This window comes from Pseudomonas sp. CP-1 (assembly GCF_021213715.1).
Classification (GTDB): domain Bacteria; phylum Pseudomonadota; class Gammaproteobacteria; order Pseudomonadales; family Pseudomonadaceae; genus Pseudomonas; species Pseudomonas aeruginosa.
This window is the reverse complement of sequence record NZ_JAJQKY010000001.1, coordinates 581683-596509: the sequence shown is the minus strand read 5'-3', so window position 1 is coordinate 596509 and position 14827 is coordinate 581683. Positions and strand designations below refer to the sequence as shown.

Here is a 14827-nt window from a genome sequence, read left to right as displayed (position 1 = left end):
GAGCCGGCATGAGCAGCCTCCCCGTACCCGTATCGCTCGACAGCACCCTCCGCCATCTCGGCAGCGCCGACCCGCGGCGGCCGTTCCTGATCGACGCCCGCGAGCCGGAGCGACCGCTGGAATACACCTGGGGCGACGCCGACCGCCAGGTCGACGCCCTCGCCGAGCAGATCGCCGCGCATGCCTGCCGCAGTGTCGGCGTGCTGCTCGACAACAGCTACCGCAACCTCTGCCTGATCTATGCGGTCATGCGCGCGGGCAAGCATCTGGTGCTGATCGATCCCGAGTGGGGGGAGGCCGCGAAGCAGGCCATCGTCGACGAGATGCGCCTGGAAGCGCTGGCCAGCGAACATCCGCTCGAGGGCGCGCTGGCCGGGCTGCGCCTGGCGCTGGACTTCGAGCGCAGCGCGACGCGCCGGCTCGACCGCGCCGCGCACAGCCACATGATCCTGTTCACCTCGGGCACCACCGGCCAGCCGAAAGGCATCGAACTCAGCCAGCAGGCCATGCTCCATGCCTACCGCATCGGCCGCGACTGCCTGGGCATCGGCGAGCACACGCGCTCCGGTTGCTTCTACCGGATCAGCGGCCTGGGCATCCTCGGCATCAATTTCCTCTTCCCGCTGCTGTACGGCGGCAGCGCGGTGCTCCTGCCGCTGCACTGCTGGGCCGACAGCGAAGGCTTCTGGGAATACGTGGAACGCTTCGGCATCAGTTTCCTCTACCTGGTGCCGCCGGTGGTCAACCACATGGTCAAGGAAGGCTCCCCGCCGCCGCGCCGCTTGCCGTTGCAGCGCCTGCTCTGCGTCGCCGGCTCGGCGCGCCTGGACGCCGACCTGCAGGCGGCCTTCCAGCGCGACTACGCGGCGCTGGCGAACATCTACGGCCTCAGCGAGTGCGGCTTCGCCTTCCTCTTCGGCAAGCGTCGCGGCGACGCGTTCGACAACTCGGTGGGACCGGCCGTCGGCCTGGAACTCAAGCTGACCGACCCCGACGGCCGCCCGCTGGAGGGCAGCGGCGAACGCGGGCGCCTGTGGGTGCGCACGCCGAGCCTGTTCTCCGGCTACGTCAACCGCCCCGACCTGACCGCCCAGGTGCTCGAGGACGGCTGGCTGAACACCCAGGACCTCGCCTACTTCGACGAGGACCGCTGCGTGCACGTCCTCGGCCGTTGCGACGGCACCATCAACAAGGGCGGCAACCTGTTCCACCTGAATGAATGCGAACGGGCGCTCAACGGCCTGGACGAGGTGATCGACGTCTGCTGCCTGAAGGTCGACTGCCCGCTCTATGGCGAAGACTATGTCGCCGTGATCCACACCGCGCCGCAGGTCGCGTTCGCCTTCCTGCCCTGGCTCCAGCAGCAGCTCGGCACCCTCCGCGCGCCGCAGCGCGTGGTGCTGTCGCACCAGGCCCTGCCGCTGAATGGCGCCGGCAAGCACGATCGCCGTGCGCTCGCCACGCTGCTGCAACGGGAAGCCTCGTGATGTGCGGCATCCTCGGTTACGTCGGCACCGGTTTCAGTGTCTCGCGCTTCGCCGGAGCGCTACGCCTGCTGGCCCATCGGGGTCCGTTCGGCGAGGGCATCGCGGCCCTGCCGAACGGCGCCATCGGTATGACCCGCCTGCCGATGTCCGGCGCCGCGGCGGTACCGCTGCCGCCGCAGGAGGGCCTGCGGCGGGTCGCCTACAACGGCGAGGTCTACCAGGCCGGCTGCGAAATCCATGGCGAGATCCGCCTGCTGCTCGACGGCTTGCAGCGCGGGGTACTGCCGGACGGCATGTACGCCCTCGCCAGCTGGGACCCGCAGACCCGGCAATTGACCCTGCTGCGCGACGAGTTCGGCATCAAGCCGCTGTACTACAGCTACCAGCCCGAGCGCGGCCTGCTGGCCTTCGCCTCCGAGCCGCGGGCGCTGCTGCACCTGCTCGGCGGCGCCCGTGCCGACGCCGAGGCGATCGCCCAGGTGGTCGCCGCCGGCGTGCCGCTGGAAGGCCAGACCCTGTTCCAGCAGGTCCGTCTGCTGCTGCCCGGCGAGGTGTTGCGCTTCGATCTCTCCCAGGAGCGTCCGCGCCTCTGCCAGCGCCAGCGGCTGGCCACCGCCCCGGCCAGCGAGGCGGACAGCCTCGACGAGCAGCTCGGTGAAACCCTCGAACGCTGCCGCCAGACCTTCCGCCCCTGCGCCCTGCTGGTCAGCGGCGGGGTCGATTCCAACCTGCTCGGCAGCTACCTGGACCCGCAGTTGCAACGCTTCCACCTGTGCCTGGAAGGCGACGAGGAAAGCCTGCTGCCACACCCTCGGCTGCAACGCTTCGAGCTGCGCCAGGAAGCCTTCATGCCGCTGCTGCGTCGCGCGGTCGGCAACTTCGGCGGGGCGACACGGATGTCCAGCCTGCTGATGTACCAGCGCCTGGCCGACGGTATCGGCGAGCAGGGCTATCACTGCGTGCTTCTCGGCGAAGGCGCCGACGAACTGTTCTGGGGCTACCCGCGCCATCTCGAACTCTGGCGCCGGCGCGACGCACCGGAACCGCGGCGCTTCGCCACCGCCTGGTTCGGCGAGTACCGGCGCAAGGCCGCGCTGCTGGCGGAACCGGCGGGCCGACGGGTCGCCGAGCGGATCGAGGAACTCGCCCACGAGGCCCTCGGCCAGGGCCTTGAGGCGGCGATCGGCCAGTTCGACCTGCACTACTCGCTGGAGCCGCTGCTGCGCCGCGCCGACCATCTGCTGATGTCGCGCACCATCGAAGCGCGCACCCCCTACCTGCATGGCGCCCTGGCGCAGCGCGCCGGGCGCCTCCAGCGGATCGTCGGCGACACCGCCAAGGCACCGCTGGTGGCGCTCCTGGAGCAGCGCGAGAAACGCTGGCAGGCGCAGCCGAAACGGCATTTCCGCCTGCCGTTCGAACGGTGGCCGCAGGCCCTCGGGGAAATGCGCCGGCACCTCGCCGAACGCCTGCCGGCGCTCCACGACCTCGGCCTGGAAGGCCTGGATGCACCGAGCGTCGCGGCGCTGCCCGGCGACCAATTGTTCACCCTCACCACCCTGTCGCTCTGGCAGCAGGAATACGGAGCCTCGCTATGACAACCATCCATCGTCGCCCCGCGCCCTGGCGGGGCAACGCGGTGTTCTGCGCTTCGGCCGCTTTCGCCGCCGGCCTGGAAACGCTGTTCGCGCGCCTGCTGGAGCGGCGTCCCGCGGATAGCGCGGAGGCTCTCCTGCGCCAGCGCCTGCATCACGAACTGGAGCATGGAAGCGGCGTGCTGCTGCACGATTCCGCGCTGCTGCGCGGACTCGCCGAGGACGAATTCCAGCGGGTGTTCCGCGCATTCTGCCAATGGCTGGGACGCACCGTGGCGATCAACCGCAACGGCGAGTACCTCAAGGAAGTGCGCGACCTCGGTCTGCGCGACGCCCGCGACGCGCCGCAGCGCGGCCACCTGACCAGTCAGGAACTGGCCTTCCACTCCGATCGCGCCGACCTCACCGTGCTCGCCTGCTGGTCGCCGGCACGCCGGGGCGGCGCCTTCCGCATCCGTTCCTCGGCCGACGTCCTCGCCACCCTGGAAGCCGCCAATCCGGCCTGGCTGCCCCTGCTCGGCCAACCGATCCCCCACGACCTGCGCGACGAAGGCGACGCCGACTACGCGCTGGTGCCGCTGCTCACGGAAACCCCACGGACCTTCGTCTTGCGCTATATCCGCAAGTTCAACGAATCGGTGACGCGCCACGGGCTAAGCCTCGCCCCGCAGGTGCGAAGCATGCTCGACGGCCTGGACGAGGCGATCGAACGCGCCGACGGCTATGCCGAACTGGACTTCAGCAAGGGCATGCTGGTGCTGGTGAACAACCACACCACCCTGCACGCGCGCACCGAGTTCAGCGACGACGAGCGGCAGCGCCGCTGCCTGCTGCGCTGCTGGCTGAGCAGCGAGTTCACCCGCGAACTGCCGGAAAGCTTCCTGCCGCTGTTCCACCAGGTAGCCGCCGGCAGCCTGCGCGGCGGCATCCGTCCCCTCGCCCAGGAGCCCCGCCCGTGAGCGACAACACCTTCAGCGTGCAACGCTTCCGCGCCCTGCCGACGGAAATTCACGTGATGCTCGTCGGTACGCTGCTGACCCGCGGCGCCTACTTCATGGTCTGGCCGTTCCTGGCACTGCTGCTGTGGCGCGAGTTCCGGCTGTCCGCCAGCGCCATCGGCCTGCTGCTGGCGCTGGCGACCGTCTGCGGCGCGCTCAGCGGCATCTACACCGGCTGGCTGTCGGATCGTTTCGGGCGCAAGCGCCTGATCTTCTTCGGCACCAGTCTCAGCGGACTTTCCTTCGTGTTGCTGGGCTTCAGCGGCCAGCCGCTGTCCTACGGACTGGCGATCTCCGGGGTGAGCATCGGCTGCGCCCTGCTCGAATCGAGCTGCAAGGCGCTGATCGGCGACCGCGTCGAGGATCGCCGCTCGCGGGAACTGGCGCTCTACTGCCGGTACTTCCTGATCAACCTGGGCGCCGCCCTCGGCCCGCTGATCGGCCTGACCCTCAGCGTCGCCGCCCAGGCCGGCACCTTCCTGGTCACCGCGCTGGTCTACTTCTGCTACGGCCTGCTGCTCTGGCGCCTGCTGCACCACCTCGAACTGAAGCGGCGCAGCCTTGCCCCGCGATCCTCGACCGGGTTCCTCGAAGCCTGCCTGAGCATGGCCCGGCATCGCGCCTTCACCCTGCTGTTGCTGTGCAACATGCTGGCCGCGCTGATCTACGCCACCTTCGATTCGACCCTCGTGCAGTACCTCACCCGCAGCGGTCTGCCCGACGTGGTCAACAGCATCGCCCTGCTGGTGACCATCAACGCGCTGACCATAGTGGTCGCCCAGTTTCCCCTCCTCCGCCTGCTGGAAAACACCGGCACCGGCGGCCGCCTGATGCTCGGCATGCTGCTCATGCTCCTGGCCCAGCTAGGCTTCGCCTGGACCCCGGTGACCCTGTTCGCCGGCCTGGCGCTGGCCACGGTGGTGCTCAGCCTCGGCGAACTGATCGTGTTCCCGACCTTCAGCGTGGAGGTCGACCAACTGACCCCCGACGACTTGCGCGGCAGCTATTTCGGCGCGGCCAATCTCTACAGCCTCGGCACCGCGCTGGCACCGCTGTACGGCGGGATCATGCTCGACCATGCCGGCAGCCAGGCGCTGTACCTCGGCCTGGCCGCGCTGTGCGGGGTGATCATGCTGCTGCAGGTCGGCGCAGTCGGCCTGCGCCAGGCCGAGCGGGCCGGCGGATGAGCGGCGCGCTGCTGGTCTCGGGATTTTTCCTGCGCCGCTCCGCCTGGTCCGTGGAAGGCGCCGGCTGGCGAAGCTGCGACCATCTGCGCGACGCGCCCGGATGCGACCTGGCGCATTGGCTGGACCAGGCCGCCGCCACGCTGGCCGGCGAGGAGCGGGTGATACTCTGCGGCCACAGCTTCGGCGGCTACCTGGCGCAATGCCTGGCGGCCCGCCTGGGCGAGCGCGCCGCGCACCTGTACCTGTTCAGCGCGCTGGTCAGCGAGGGCGGCGGCGCGCTGGAAAGCTACCAGGACAGCGGCCAGGACAATCTCCTCGGGCTATGCCGCCTCGACCCGCTCGGAGGGCGGGTCCGCCTGGAAGACCGCGCCGGCTTCCTCGAACTGCTCGGCGCCGAGGTGCCGACCAGCGCCAGCGAGCCAGCGCAATTGCTGATCGACTCGCCACGGCAGACTCGTCCAGCCTGCCCGGTCACCTACGTGGTGGCGGCCGCCGACCGGCTCAGCCCGCCGTCGCTGCAACGTTCCTTCGCCCGTCGCCTGGACGCTCGGGTGCGGGAATACCCGGGCGGGCACCTCGCCGCACTGGCGGACCCGCGCTTCCTTCGCGCCCTGATCGAATCTAATAATTAGATAGATAAATCCGAAAATACGCGCTTTTTTATCGCAATGATCTGACGGATGATGACCCCATCAACCGCCCGCACCCTCGCGCAAACGAGCGGCGACGGGCCCAATGGAGATCCGATCATGATCGAACGTCGTCCCTTCGACCGTCTGGGCCATGCCAACCACGGCTGGCTGAACGCGCGTCATCATTTTGCCTTCGCCGACTACTATGACCCGGAGCGCGAGGACTGGGGCCGCCTGCGGGTCTGGAACGATGACGAGATCGCCGCCGGCAGCGGCTTCCCGCCGCACCCGCACCGCGACATGGAGATCATTACCTATGTCCGCGAAGGCGCGATCACCCACCAGGACAGCCTGGGCAACAAGGGCCGCACCGAGGCCGGCGACGTGCAGGTGATGAGCGCCGGTACCGGCATCGTCCATTCGGAGTACAACCTGGAAGCCGAGACCACCCGGATCTTCCAGATCTGGATCATCCCGGACCGCCGCGGCGACCAGCCGCGCTGGGGCTCCAAACCGTTCCCGAAGGCCGAGCGCGACGGTCGTTTCGTCACTCTCGCCAGCGGCGACGAGCAGGACAGCGAAGCGCTGCACATCCGCGCCGACGCCGAGGTCGCCGCGGTGACCCTGAAGGCCGGCCAGAGCGCCGAGTACGCCCTGGAAAACGGTCGCCGCGCCTACCTGGTGCCGGCCACCGGCAGCATCGAGGTCAACGGCGTGCGCGCCGAGGCCCGCGATGGCCTGGCGGTACGCGACGAACCGACCCTGAAGGTCACGGCCCTGGAAGACAGCGAAGTGCTGCTGGTGGAAGTGGCCTGACCCGACAGCCCCTCGCCCCCCACGGGCGAGGGGCTGCTTTCGTTTCGCCCCAGCCCAGGGCCGCCTCTCTCGACGCAGCGGCGTTATCCGCCGCAACGCCTCCGGCCCTGCCGACTTGGTTCTTCCCAGCTTCACGCTTCGCGCTCACACTACCCGCAGAAGAATTCGAGAGGCTCCGCCATGCGTGAACTGCAACCCCTGCTGGAGAACCACGGGCTGCTCCTGCTGTTCCTCAACGTGCTCTGCGAACAGGCCGGGCTGCCGATCCCCGCCTACCCGGCGCTGATCGTCGCCGGCGCGCTGGCCATGCAGGGCGTCGGCGCACCGCTGGGCATGGTCCTGCTGGTGGTGGTGCTCGCCTGCCTGCTGGCGGACGTCGCCTGGTACCTGGCCGGGCGCCGCTATGGCGGCTTCCTCCTGCGCAGCATCTGCAAGGTCTCGCTGTCCCAGGACAGTTGCATCCGCCAGAGCCAGAACATGTACCTGCGGGTCGGTCCGAGGGCGCTGCTGATGTCGAAGTTCCTGCCCGGCGCCAGTGCGTTGTCCACCACCCTGGCCGGCATGACCCGCACCCACCTGCGCCGCTTCCTCGCCTACGACGCCGCCGGCTCGGCACTCTGGGCCGGTTCCGCGCTGCTGCTGGGGGTGATCTTCAGCGATGCGGTGGACCACCTGCTGGCCCTGCTCAGCGACTACGCGGCCATCGGCGCGCTGCTGATCGCCGGCGCCTTCGCCGCCTTCATCGCCTGGAAGCTCTGGCAGCGCCAGCGCCTGCTGTCGCGCAGCCGGCGGATTCCGCGAATCAGCGTGGAGGAACTGGAAAGCCTTCGCGAACAGGGGCAATTGCCGGTGATCCTCGATGTTCGCGCCCACCACGAGGACGAGCCGAGCGGCATTCCGGGAGCCATCCCGGTGGAGCTGAACGTGTCGCTGAAGGACCTGCCCGGCGACCTCAGGGACGCCAGCATCGTCATCTATTGCGCCTGTCCCCATGAACTTTCCGCCGCGATGCTCGCCCAGCGCCTCAACGCCTCCGGCTTCACCCGCACCTGGGCGCTGGCCGGCGGCCTGGACGCCTGGCGCAAGGCCTACGGGCAGGTCGCGGCGAACGCCTGAGCGGTGCCCGCCGGGTTCAGCCCAGGGCCTGCACCGCCGCGCCGCCGGCTTGCCGCTGCGGCGCCGGCGAGGAGAACACCAGGTAGCCGTCCTCGACCTTACCGTAGCGCAGCAGCGCCAGGTCGAGGACGTAGTTCTGGTAAAGCTTCCAGGGCATCCGGTCGCCCTGCTTGGGCATGCGCTCGGCGGCGCGCTGGATGTAGCCGGAGTCGAGGTTGAGGAAGGGCTCCTCGCGCACGTCGCCGGTGCTGTCGCGGGCGGTCACCTGGCGCATGCCGGTGGCGTTCATGTGATTGATCAGGCGGCAGAAGTATTCGCTGGAGAGGTCCGCCTTGAGCGTCCAGCTGGCGTTGGTATAGCCGACCACCGCCGCCAGGTTTGGCAGGTCGCGCAGCATGATGCCGCGATAGCCCATGCTCTGGTTGACCTGGAACGGCTTGCCGTCGACCGCCAGCTCGGCGCCGCCGAACATCACCAGGTCGAGGCCGGTGGCGGTGACGATGATGTCCGCCTCCAGCACCTCGCCGGTCTTCAGGCGAATGCCCCGCTCGACGAAGCGGTCGATGTGCTCGGTGACCACCGACGCCTTGCCCTTGCGCAGCACCTTGAACAGGTCGCCGTCCGGCACCGCGCAGACCCGCTCGTCCCACGGCTTGTAGCGCGGGCTGAAGTGACGCATGTCGAAGCGCTTGCCCAGTTGCAGGCTGGCCAGCTTGAGCAGGACCTTGCGGACCAGGCCGGGGAAGGTCCTGGCGAGCATGAAGAAGACCATCTGCATGGCCACGTTGCGCGCCCGCGCCTGGCGGTAGACCCAGGTTTCCGGAAGGAAGCGGCGAAGGAAATTGGAGATCGCGTCCTTCTGCGGCAGGGTGATCACGTAGGATGGCGAGCGCTGCAGCATGGTGACGTGGGCGGCCTTGTCGGTCAGCGACGGCACCAGGGTCACGGCGGTCGCGCCGCTACCGATCACCACCACCTTCTTGCCGCTGTAGTCGAGGTCCTCGGGCCACAGCTGCGGATGGACGACCTGCCCGGCGAAGTCCTCGCGACCGACGAATTCCGGGGTATAGCCGGCCTCGTAGCGGTAGTAGCCGGTGCACATCAGCAGGAACTGCGCGGTCATGCGCAGCGGCTCGGGCTCGTCGCCGCGCTGCACGTCGAGGTTCCAGCGCGCATTGGCGGAATCCCAGTCGGCCCTGAGCACCCGGTGGCGGTAGCGGATCTTCCGGTCGATGCCGTTCTCCCGTGCGGTCTCCTCGATGTAGCGGCGGATCGACGGACCGTCGGCGATGGCCTTGGGATCGCTCCATGGCTTGAAGTTGTAGCCGAGGGTGAACATGTCCGAGTCGGAACGGATGCCGGGGTAGCGGAACAGGTCCCAGGTACCGCCCATCGCCGCGCGCCCTTCGAGCAGGGCGAAGCTCTTGCCGGGGCAATGCTTCATCAGGTGGTAGGCGGCGCCGACGCCGGACAATCCGGCGCCGACGATGAGTACGTCCAGGTGTTCGACAGGCATAAGGTTCCTCGATCGGCGGAAGCGTCCAGCCGTCTGCTGGGCTGATGCCCTCCACCCTACAGAGGGGATGCCGCGCGGGTATCCCAACCTTCGTACTGCGATATCCGCAAAGTATGGACCCAGGCGTGGGAATCACCCATGCCGGCGTACCGGCATGGGTCGGGCGCTAGGACGCGCGGGAAGGTTTCTCCGGGGTCTCCGCCGCTACCGCGCCACGGTCTTCCAACTGGTCGGTCTGGAACAGCGTCTCCAGCTCGACCCGCGCCTCGCGAGCGCTTTTGATCAGCGCGTCGCGGTCGTTGTAGAACAGGTGCTGGGAGGCCAGGACCTCTTCGTCGTGCCGACGGAAACGACGGATCCGCGCGTCCGCCTGTTCCTCGCTCAGACCCAGGCCGCAGAGCACCATGCGGCTCATCTCCAGGCTGGAGAAGAAGGTCTCGCGCACCGGCTCGACCCCGGCGTCGAGCAACAGGTGGACGTGCTGGCGGTTACGCGCGCGGGCGATGATCTTCAGGTGCGGATACAGCTTGCGCACGCGCTTGGCCGTCTCGATGTTGGTCTCCGGGTCATCGGTGGCGATGACGAAGAACTCGGCCTTCTCTACCTGGGCCGCGCGAAGGATCTCCGGGCGCATCGGGTCGCCGTAGAAGATCGGGATCGCGCCGAGGGTACGGGTCAGCTCGATGGTCTCCACCGAGGTGTCCAGGGCGATGAACGGCACGCGCTGGGCGCGCAGCACGCGAGCGACGATCTGGCCCATGCGGCCGACCCCGGCGATCACCACGCGCGGGGTGTCGTCGTTGTCGATGCGTTCCATTTCCGGCGGCGGCTTCGTCGCCTCCGGCTCCTTCGCCAGCAGGCGCGCGAGGCCGAGTACCAGCAACGGGGTCAGGGCCATCGACAGGGTGATGGAAAGCACCAGCAGGTTGTGCAGGTCGTTCTGGAACAGGCCCTGGTCGCGGGCCATCTTGAACACGACGAAGGCGAACTCGCCGCCGGCCGCCAGGACCACGCCCAGGCGCAGCGCCGAGGCCTTGTCGAGGCCGCCGGAAATACGCCCGACGAAGTACAGCACCGGCGCCTTCAGGGCGATCAGCAGCACGGTCAGGCCGAGCACCATCCACGGCGACTTGAGCAGCAGGCTGATGTCCGCGCTCATCCCCACGCTGATGAAGAACAGGCCGAGCAACAGGCCCTTGAACGGCTCGATCTGCGCCTCCAGTTCGTGGCGGTACTCCGAGTCGGCCAGCAGCAGGCCGGCGAGGAAGGCACCGAGGGCCATGGACACACCGGCCAGCTCCATCAGCAGCGCGGTGCCCATCACCACCAGCAGCGCGGTGGCGGTGGACATGTCCTGCAGCTTGGTCTGGGCGACGATGCGGAACACCGGGCGCAGCAGGTAGCGGCCACCGACCACCACCGCGGCGATGCTGCCGACTACCTTGAGGGTCTGGGTCAGTTCGCTGCCGCCGGCGTCGCTGTGCGCACCGCTGAGCAGCGGGATCATGGCGATCAGCGGGATCGCCGCGATGTCCTGGAACAGCAGGATGGCGAAGGCCAGGCGGCCATGGGGCTGGGTCAGTTCCTTGCGCTCGGCGAGGATCTGCAGGCCGAAGGCGGTGGACGACAGCGCCAGGCCCAGGCCGAGCACCACCGCGCTGTTCACCGGCTGGTCGAAGCCGACCAGGGCCACGGTGCCGATCACCACGCCGGTCAGCAGCACCTGCAGCAGGCCGACGCCGAACACCGACTTGCGCATCACCCACAGGCGCCGCGGCGACAGCTCCAGGCCGATGATGAACAGCAGCAGCACCACGCCCATCTCGGAGATCTGCGCGACGCTTTCCGGGTTGTCCACCAGGCCCAGCACGCTGGGACCGATCAGCACGCCGGCCAGCAGGTAGCCGAGCACCGCGCCCAGTTGCAGGCGCTTGGCCAGCGGCACCATGAACACCGCCGCGATCAGGAAGACCACGCCGGACTGGAGAAAACTGCTTCCGTGTTCCACGCTCAACTCCCGCTGGCGGCGCTGGCGCCGAACCGGTCGCGGATGGTGGCGATGGTCTCCACATCCATGGCGATATAGGCCTGCTTGACGAAGGCGTCGTAGGGCAGTTCGTCGCCCAGCGGCTGCAGGTAGCGGGTGCAGTAGGCGAAACGCACGAACAGCGAGCCGGGTTCCGGCTCCTCAATGGTCATGTCGAGGCTGCCGCCGGCCACCTCGGCGCTCGGCTTGATACTGTAGTGGGCACTGTCCGGCGCCTTCAGCACGACTTCGTCCTCGACCACCAGACCCGGCAGGTACAGGCGCCGGTGCAGGCGGTCGCCGTCATCGACGAGGATCTCGAAACGCTCCAGGCCGACGACGAAATACTGTGGCTCGCGCGCACGGCAGACCAGGCCTTCCCAGAGTTGCAGCCGGTCGAGGACCGGCAGGTCGACAAGTGTCCGGTCGTTGACCTGGACCAGATGTTCGAATTGCATGTGGCTCACTTCCTGTTCGGTGCATGCGATAGGCGAGTTCTGACCGGCGATGGGTGCAGAAAGTTTTCCCACTGCCAGCGAATCGCCAGACCGCAGGTCCGCAACGATCGCCGACAGGCATTCGAGGACGCCGCCGGGGCACCCGGCGGCACATCGACCTCACTCGGCGTCGATCTTCCAGGGAATCGGCGGAGCGCTCAAGCGCGGCCCTTCCAGGGCGTCGAGCCGGCCGAAGCGAGCATCCCCCTCCTCCCAGGCCTTCTGCGCCCGGGCGATCTCACCCTTGCTGTGGCCGACGAAGTTCCACCACATGAAGATCTCCGCGCCGAACGGTGCGCCACCCAGCAATAGCACCCGCGCGCCAGGGTCGAGTTGCAGTTGCAGGCCGTCGCGGCCGTCGCCCAGGTAGGCCAGTTCGTTCACCGCGAAATGCTCGCCGCCCACTTCCAACCCGCCTTCCAGCGGCAGCAGGCCGTACTCGAAGTGCGGGTCGAGCGTCAGTTGCAGGGTCGAGGCATCGTCGCAGGCCAGGTCGGCACCGAGCAGCGGCGAGTAGAGCCGGCACGGCGCCTGCCGACCGTCCAGAGCGCCGGCCAGCAGGGTGAAGGTCACCCCCTGCTCCTGCCAGCGCGGCAGGTCGGGATGATGGTCGAAGGCCGGGGCGATGTCGCGCTGCTCGTAGGGCAGCGCGATCCACAACTGCGCGGCGTGGGCGTGGCGCTCGTCGGGCAGCGACTCCTCGGTGTGGGCGATGCCATGGCCGGCGGTCATCAGGTTGACCTGGCCCGGACGGATCACCTGGACGTTGCCCAGGCTGTCGCGGTGCAACGCCTCGCCCTGGATCATCCAGGTGAAGGTCTGCAGGCCGATGTGCGGGTGCGGGCCCACGGCCAGGCCGCCGCCGGGTTCGAATTCGGCGGGACCGGCATGGTCGAGGAAGCACCAGGCACCGATCATCCGCCGCTGGCGCGACGGCATCAGCCGACTGACGGTGATCCCGCCGCCGATTTCCGCGGCACGCGCGGTGACTCGTTGCAGCAGGTGTTCGCGGCGCTCCGGACAGTCCCGCGAGGAGGACAGGTCGCAGCGCTCTTCGGTATTGCTCATGTTCAGGCTCTCCGGTGACGAGGCATTCAACCGCGCAGGCGGCGCACCCATAGCTGCAGGGCCTGCAACTGCTGCTGGATCAGCTCGCGCGCCTTGTCGTCGAGCAACCGGCCCTGGGCGTCGAAGGCGTTCTGCGCGCTGGAGATCATCACTTCCGGCTTGTTCAGCGGATGAACGTCGAGGAACACCAGCGTCTGGCGCAGGTGATACTGCGCCCGCGCGGTGCCGAAACGCCCGGCGCTGGCGCCGAGGATCGCCGCCGGCTTGCCGGAGAACGGCTGCTCCGGCGGCCGCGAGGCCCAGTCGATGGCATTCTTCAGCACCCCGGCCATCGAATAGTTGTATTCCGGGGTGGCGAACAGCAGCGCGTCCGCCGCGCGGATCTGCTCGCGGAAGCGTTCCACCGCGGGCGGGAAGCCGAGGGCGTAGACGTCCTCGTTGTACAGCGGGATGCCGGAGATGTCCGCCAGCTCGATGCTCATGCCCGGCGGAACCAGACCGATCGCCTCCTGCAGCGCCGCGCTGTTGTAGGAGCCGCTGCGCAGGCTGCCGGAAATGCCCAATACCTTGATGTCGTCGCTCATGCCGTGCTCCTCGATGTGTGTGCGGGGTTCAGTCGCGCAGTTGGCTGCTGACGCTGACCTCTCCGGAGAGTACACGATGGATCGGGCAGGCATTGGCGATCTCCAGCAGACGCTGGCGTTGCTCGGCGTCGAGATCGCCGGCCAGGCGGATGTCGCGGCGGATATGGGTGAAAGGCTCCGGCTTGGTGCGTTCCTCGACGATGTCCAGTTGCACGTCGATGCCTTCCAGCGGCCACTCCTTGCGCTGCGCGTACATCGCCACGGTGATCGCCGTGCAGGCGCCCAGCGCCGAGAGCAGGATCTCGTGCGGCGAGGGACCGCTGTCGCCGCCGCCGAGGGCGGCCGGCACGTCGCTCAGCCACTGGTGGCTGTCGTCGCCGAGGGTCACGCGGTAAGGGGTGGCGCCGAGGGAAGCGTTGACGACCTGGGTAGCCATGGGGTTTCTCCTGTGCATGGGGGGCGTGCCGGAACCTCGGGTTCCGGCGAAGCGGCGTTCCGATGAAAACACCTGGACGGAAAACGACACAAGGCACCCGATGGTCGGAGTGCCTTGTGTCCGGGACAGCGGCGAAGCCGGCTTACTTCTTCGTGCCGAAGCTCTGGATCAGGTTGGCGTACGCCGGCAGGTGGCCGCCGAGGATGGCACCGAAGCCTTCGATGTCGTTGCGCCAGTCGCGGTGCAGTTCGCAGCCGACGCTGAACCAGTTCATCAGTTGCGCGCCGGCGGCGGTCATGCGCGCCCAGGCGGCGTCGCGCACCACCGGGTTGAAGGTGCCGGAGGCGTCGGTGACGACGAATACGTCAAACCCCTCCTCCAGCGCCGAGAGGGTCGGGAAGGCTACGCAGACATCGGTCACCACGCCGGCGATGATCAGTTGCTTCTTGCCGGTGGCCTTGACCGCCTTGACGAAGTCCTCGTTGTCCCAGGCGTTGATGTTGCCGGGGCGGGCGATGTACGGGGCCTGCGGGAACATTTCCTTGAGTTCCGGCACCAGCGGGCCGTTGGGGCCGTCCTCGAAGCTGGTGGTGAGGATGGTCGGCAGGTTGAAGAACCTGGCGATGTCGGCCAATGCCAGGACGTTGTTCTTGAACTCGTCCGGGCTGAAATCGCGGACCAGGGAGAGCAGGCCTGCCTGGTGGTCGACGAACAGCACCGCCGCATCGTTCTTGTCGAGTCGCTTGTAGGTGAAGGACATGGTGTTTCTCCGGTCTCGGGCGGCGTCCGTCGCCGCGCGGTGTGAAACGAAGCGCCTCCTGGGAGGCATGCATGGGCGGTCTCGGGAGCGCACGCCGCCCATCAAGAGT

The 14827-nt window shown here is 68.4% G+C and carries 14 protein-coding genes; 7 read left to right on the top strand and 7 right to left on the bottom strand.

Annotation, left to right across the window (positions count from 1 at the left end; genetic code table 11):
• Positions 1-8: 8 nt before the first annotated feature.
• The 7 genes from LT948_RS02860 to LT948_RS02830 all read left to right on the top strand — a co-directional run bounded on the left by LT948_RS02860 (position 9) and on the right by LT948_RS02830 (position 7831).
• Complete coding sequence (locus LT948_RS02860; protein WP_024007606.1) at positions 9-1487, top strand: long-chain fatty acid--CoA ligase; 1479 nt, start codon at positions 9-11, stop codon at positions 1485-1487.
• A complete protein-coding gene (locus tag LT948_RS02855; RefSeq protein ID WP_022580204.1) occupies positions 1487-3085 on the top strand; it encodes an asparagine synthase-related protein in 1599 nt (532 codons plus the stop codon). Before LT948_RS02860 ends, LT948_RS02855 begins: the two co-directional genes overlap by 1 nt.
• Entirely contained in the window at positions 3082-4041 is a 960-nt protein-coding gene (locus LT948_RS02850) for a clavaminate synthase family protein (RefSeq protein ID WP_003082503.1), read from the top strand. Before LT948_RS02855 ends, LT948_RS02850 begins: the two co-directional genes overlap by 4 nt.
• Positions 4038-5267 (top strand): MDR family MFS transporter, encoded by a 1230-nt coding sequence (locus LT948_RS02845; RefSeq protein ID WP_022580203.1) that lies wholly within the window; start codon positions 4038-4040, stop codon positions 5265-5267. The genes LT948_RS02850 and LT948_RS02845 overlap by 4 nt, the downstream gene beginning before the upstream one ends.
• On the top strand, positions 5264-5899 hold the full coding sequence (locus LT948_RS02840; RefSeq protein ID WP_003140485.1) for an alpha/beta fold hydrolase: 636 nt from the start codon (positions 5264-5266) through the stop codon (positions 5897-5899). The genes LT948_RS02845 and LT948_RS02840 overlap by 4 nt, the downstream gene beginning before the upstream one ends.
• A 117-nt stretch (positions 5900-6016) precedes the next feature.
• Positions 6017-6715, top strand: a complete 699-nt coding sequence (locus LT948_RS02835; RefSeq protein ID WP_003140486.1) for a pirin family protein — start codon at positions 6017-6019, stop codon at positions 6713-6715.
• Between the two features lie 180 nt (positions 6716-6895).
• A complete protein-coding gene (locus LT948_RS02830) occupies positions 6896-7831 on the top strand; it encodes a DedA family protein/thiosulfate sulfurtransferase GlpE (protein WP_003109223.1) in 936 nt (311 codons plus the stop codon).
• 16 nt (positions 7832-7847) lie between these two features.
• Here LT948_RS02830 and LT948_RS02825 read toward each other — a convergent pair whose 3' ends face one another.
• The 7 genes from LT948_RS02825 to ycaC all read right to left on the bottom strand — a co-directional run bounded on the left by LT948_RS02825 (position 7848) and on the right by ycaC (position 14718).
• Positions 7848-9347 (bottom strand): flavin-containing monooxygenase, encoded by a 1500-nt coding sequence (locus tag LT948_RS02825; protein ID WP_034036090.1) that lies wholly within the window; start codon positions 9345-9347, stop codon positions 7848-7850.
• 166 nt (positions 9348-9513) lie between these two features.
• The gene (gene kefB, locus LT948_RS02820) at positions 9514-11355 is read right to left on the bottom strand and encodes a glutathione-regulated potassium-efflux system protein KefB (protein WP_003086638.1); all 1842 of its coding nucleotides are present in this window, start codon (positions 11353-11355) and stop codon (positions 9514-9516) included.
• Between the two features lie 2 nt (positions 11356-11357).
• A complete protein-coding gene (locus tag LT948_RS02815; RefSeq protein WP_003082488.1) occupies positions 11358-11831 on the bottom strand; it encodes an SRPBCC family protein in 474 nt (157 codons plus the stop codon).
• Positions 11832-11990: 159 nt separating this feature from the next.
• Entirely contained in the window at positions 11991-12938 is a 948-nt protein-coding gene (locus tag LT948_RS02810; RefSeq protein ID WP_003140488.1) for a pirin family protein, read from the bottom strand.
• Between the two features lie 26 nt (positions 12939-12964).
• Positions 12965-13522 (bottom strand): NAD(P)H-dependent FMN reductase, encoded by a 558-nt coding sequence (locus LT948_RS02805; protein WP_003082483.1) that lies wholly within the window; start codon positions 13520-13522, stop codon positions 12965-12967.
• 28 nt (positions 13523-13550) lie between these two features.
• A complete protein-coding gene (locus LT948_RS02800; RefSeq protein ID WP_003086631.1) occupies positions 13551-13958 on the bottom strand; it encodes an OsmC family protein in 408 nt (135 codons plus the stop codon).
• A gap of 142 nt (positions 13959-14100) precedes the next feature.
• Positions 14101-14718: an isochorismate family cysteine hydrolase YcaC gene (ycaC, locus tag LT948_RS02795; protein ID WP_003082476.1), complete on the bottom strand. Its 618-nt coding sequence runs from the start codon at positions 14716-14718 to the stop codon at positions 14101-14103.
• Positions 14719-14827 lie beyond the last annotated feature (109 nt).

What these genes read in the sequence shown, in the direction of transcription:
- LT948_RS02860 (WP_024007606.1), top strand. Translation starts at nt 9, where the DNA reads ATGAGCAGCCTCCCCGTACCCGTATCGCTCGACAGCACCCTCCGCCAT.
- LT948_RS02855 (WP_022580204.1), top strand. Translation starts at nt 1,487, where the DNA reads ATGTGCGGCATCCTCGGTTACGTCGGCACCGGTTTCAGTGTCTCGCGC.
- LT948_RS02850 (WP_003082503.1), top strand. Translation starts at nt 3,082, where the DNA reads ATGACAACCATCCATCGTCGCCCCGCGCCCTGGCGGGGCAACGCGGTG.
- LT948_RS02840 (WP_003140485.1), top strand. Translation starts at nt 5,264, where the DNA reads ATGAGCGGCGCGCTGCTGGTCTCGGGATTTTTCCTGCGCCGCTCCGCC.
- LT948_RS02835 (WP_003140486.1), top strand. Translation starts at nt 6,017, where the DNA reads ATGATCGAACGTCGTCCCTTCGACCGTCTGGGCCATGCCAACCACGGC.
- LT948_RS02830 (WP_003109223.1), top strand. Translation starts at nt 6,896, where the DNA reads ATGCGTGAACTGCAACCCCTGCTGGAGAACCACGGGCTGCTCCTGCTG.
- LT948_RS02825 (WP_034036090.1), bottom strand. Translation starts at nt 9,347, where the DNA reads ATGCCTGTCGAACACCTGGACGTACTCATCGTCGGCGCCGGATTGTCC.
- LT948_RS02815 (WP_003082488.1), bottom strand. Translation starts at nt 11,831, where the DNA reads ATGCAATTCGAACATCTGGTCCAGGTCAACGACCGGACACTTGTCGAC.
- LT948_RS02810 (WP_003140488.1), bottom strand. Translation starts at nt 12,938, where the DNA reads ATGAGCAATACCGAAGAGCGCTGCGACCTGTCCTCCTCGCGGGACTGT.
- LT948_RS02805 (WP_003082483.1), bottom strand. Translation starts at nt 13,522, where the DNA reads ATGAGCGACGACATCAAGGTATTGGGCATTTCCGGCAGCCTGCGCAGC.
- LT948_RS02800 (WP_003086631.1), bottom strand. Translation starts at nt 13,958, where the DNA reads ATGGCTACCCAGGTCGTCAACGCTTCCCTCGGCGCCACCCCTTACCGC.
- ycaC (WP_003082476.1), bottom strand. Translation starts at nt 14,718, where the DNA reads ATGTCCTTCACCTACAAGCGACTCGACAAGAACGATGCGGCGGTGCTG.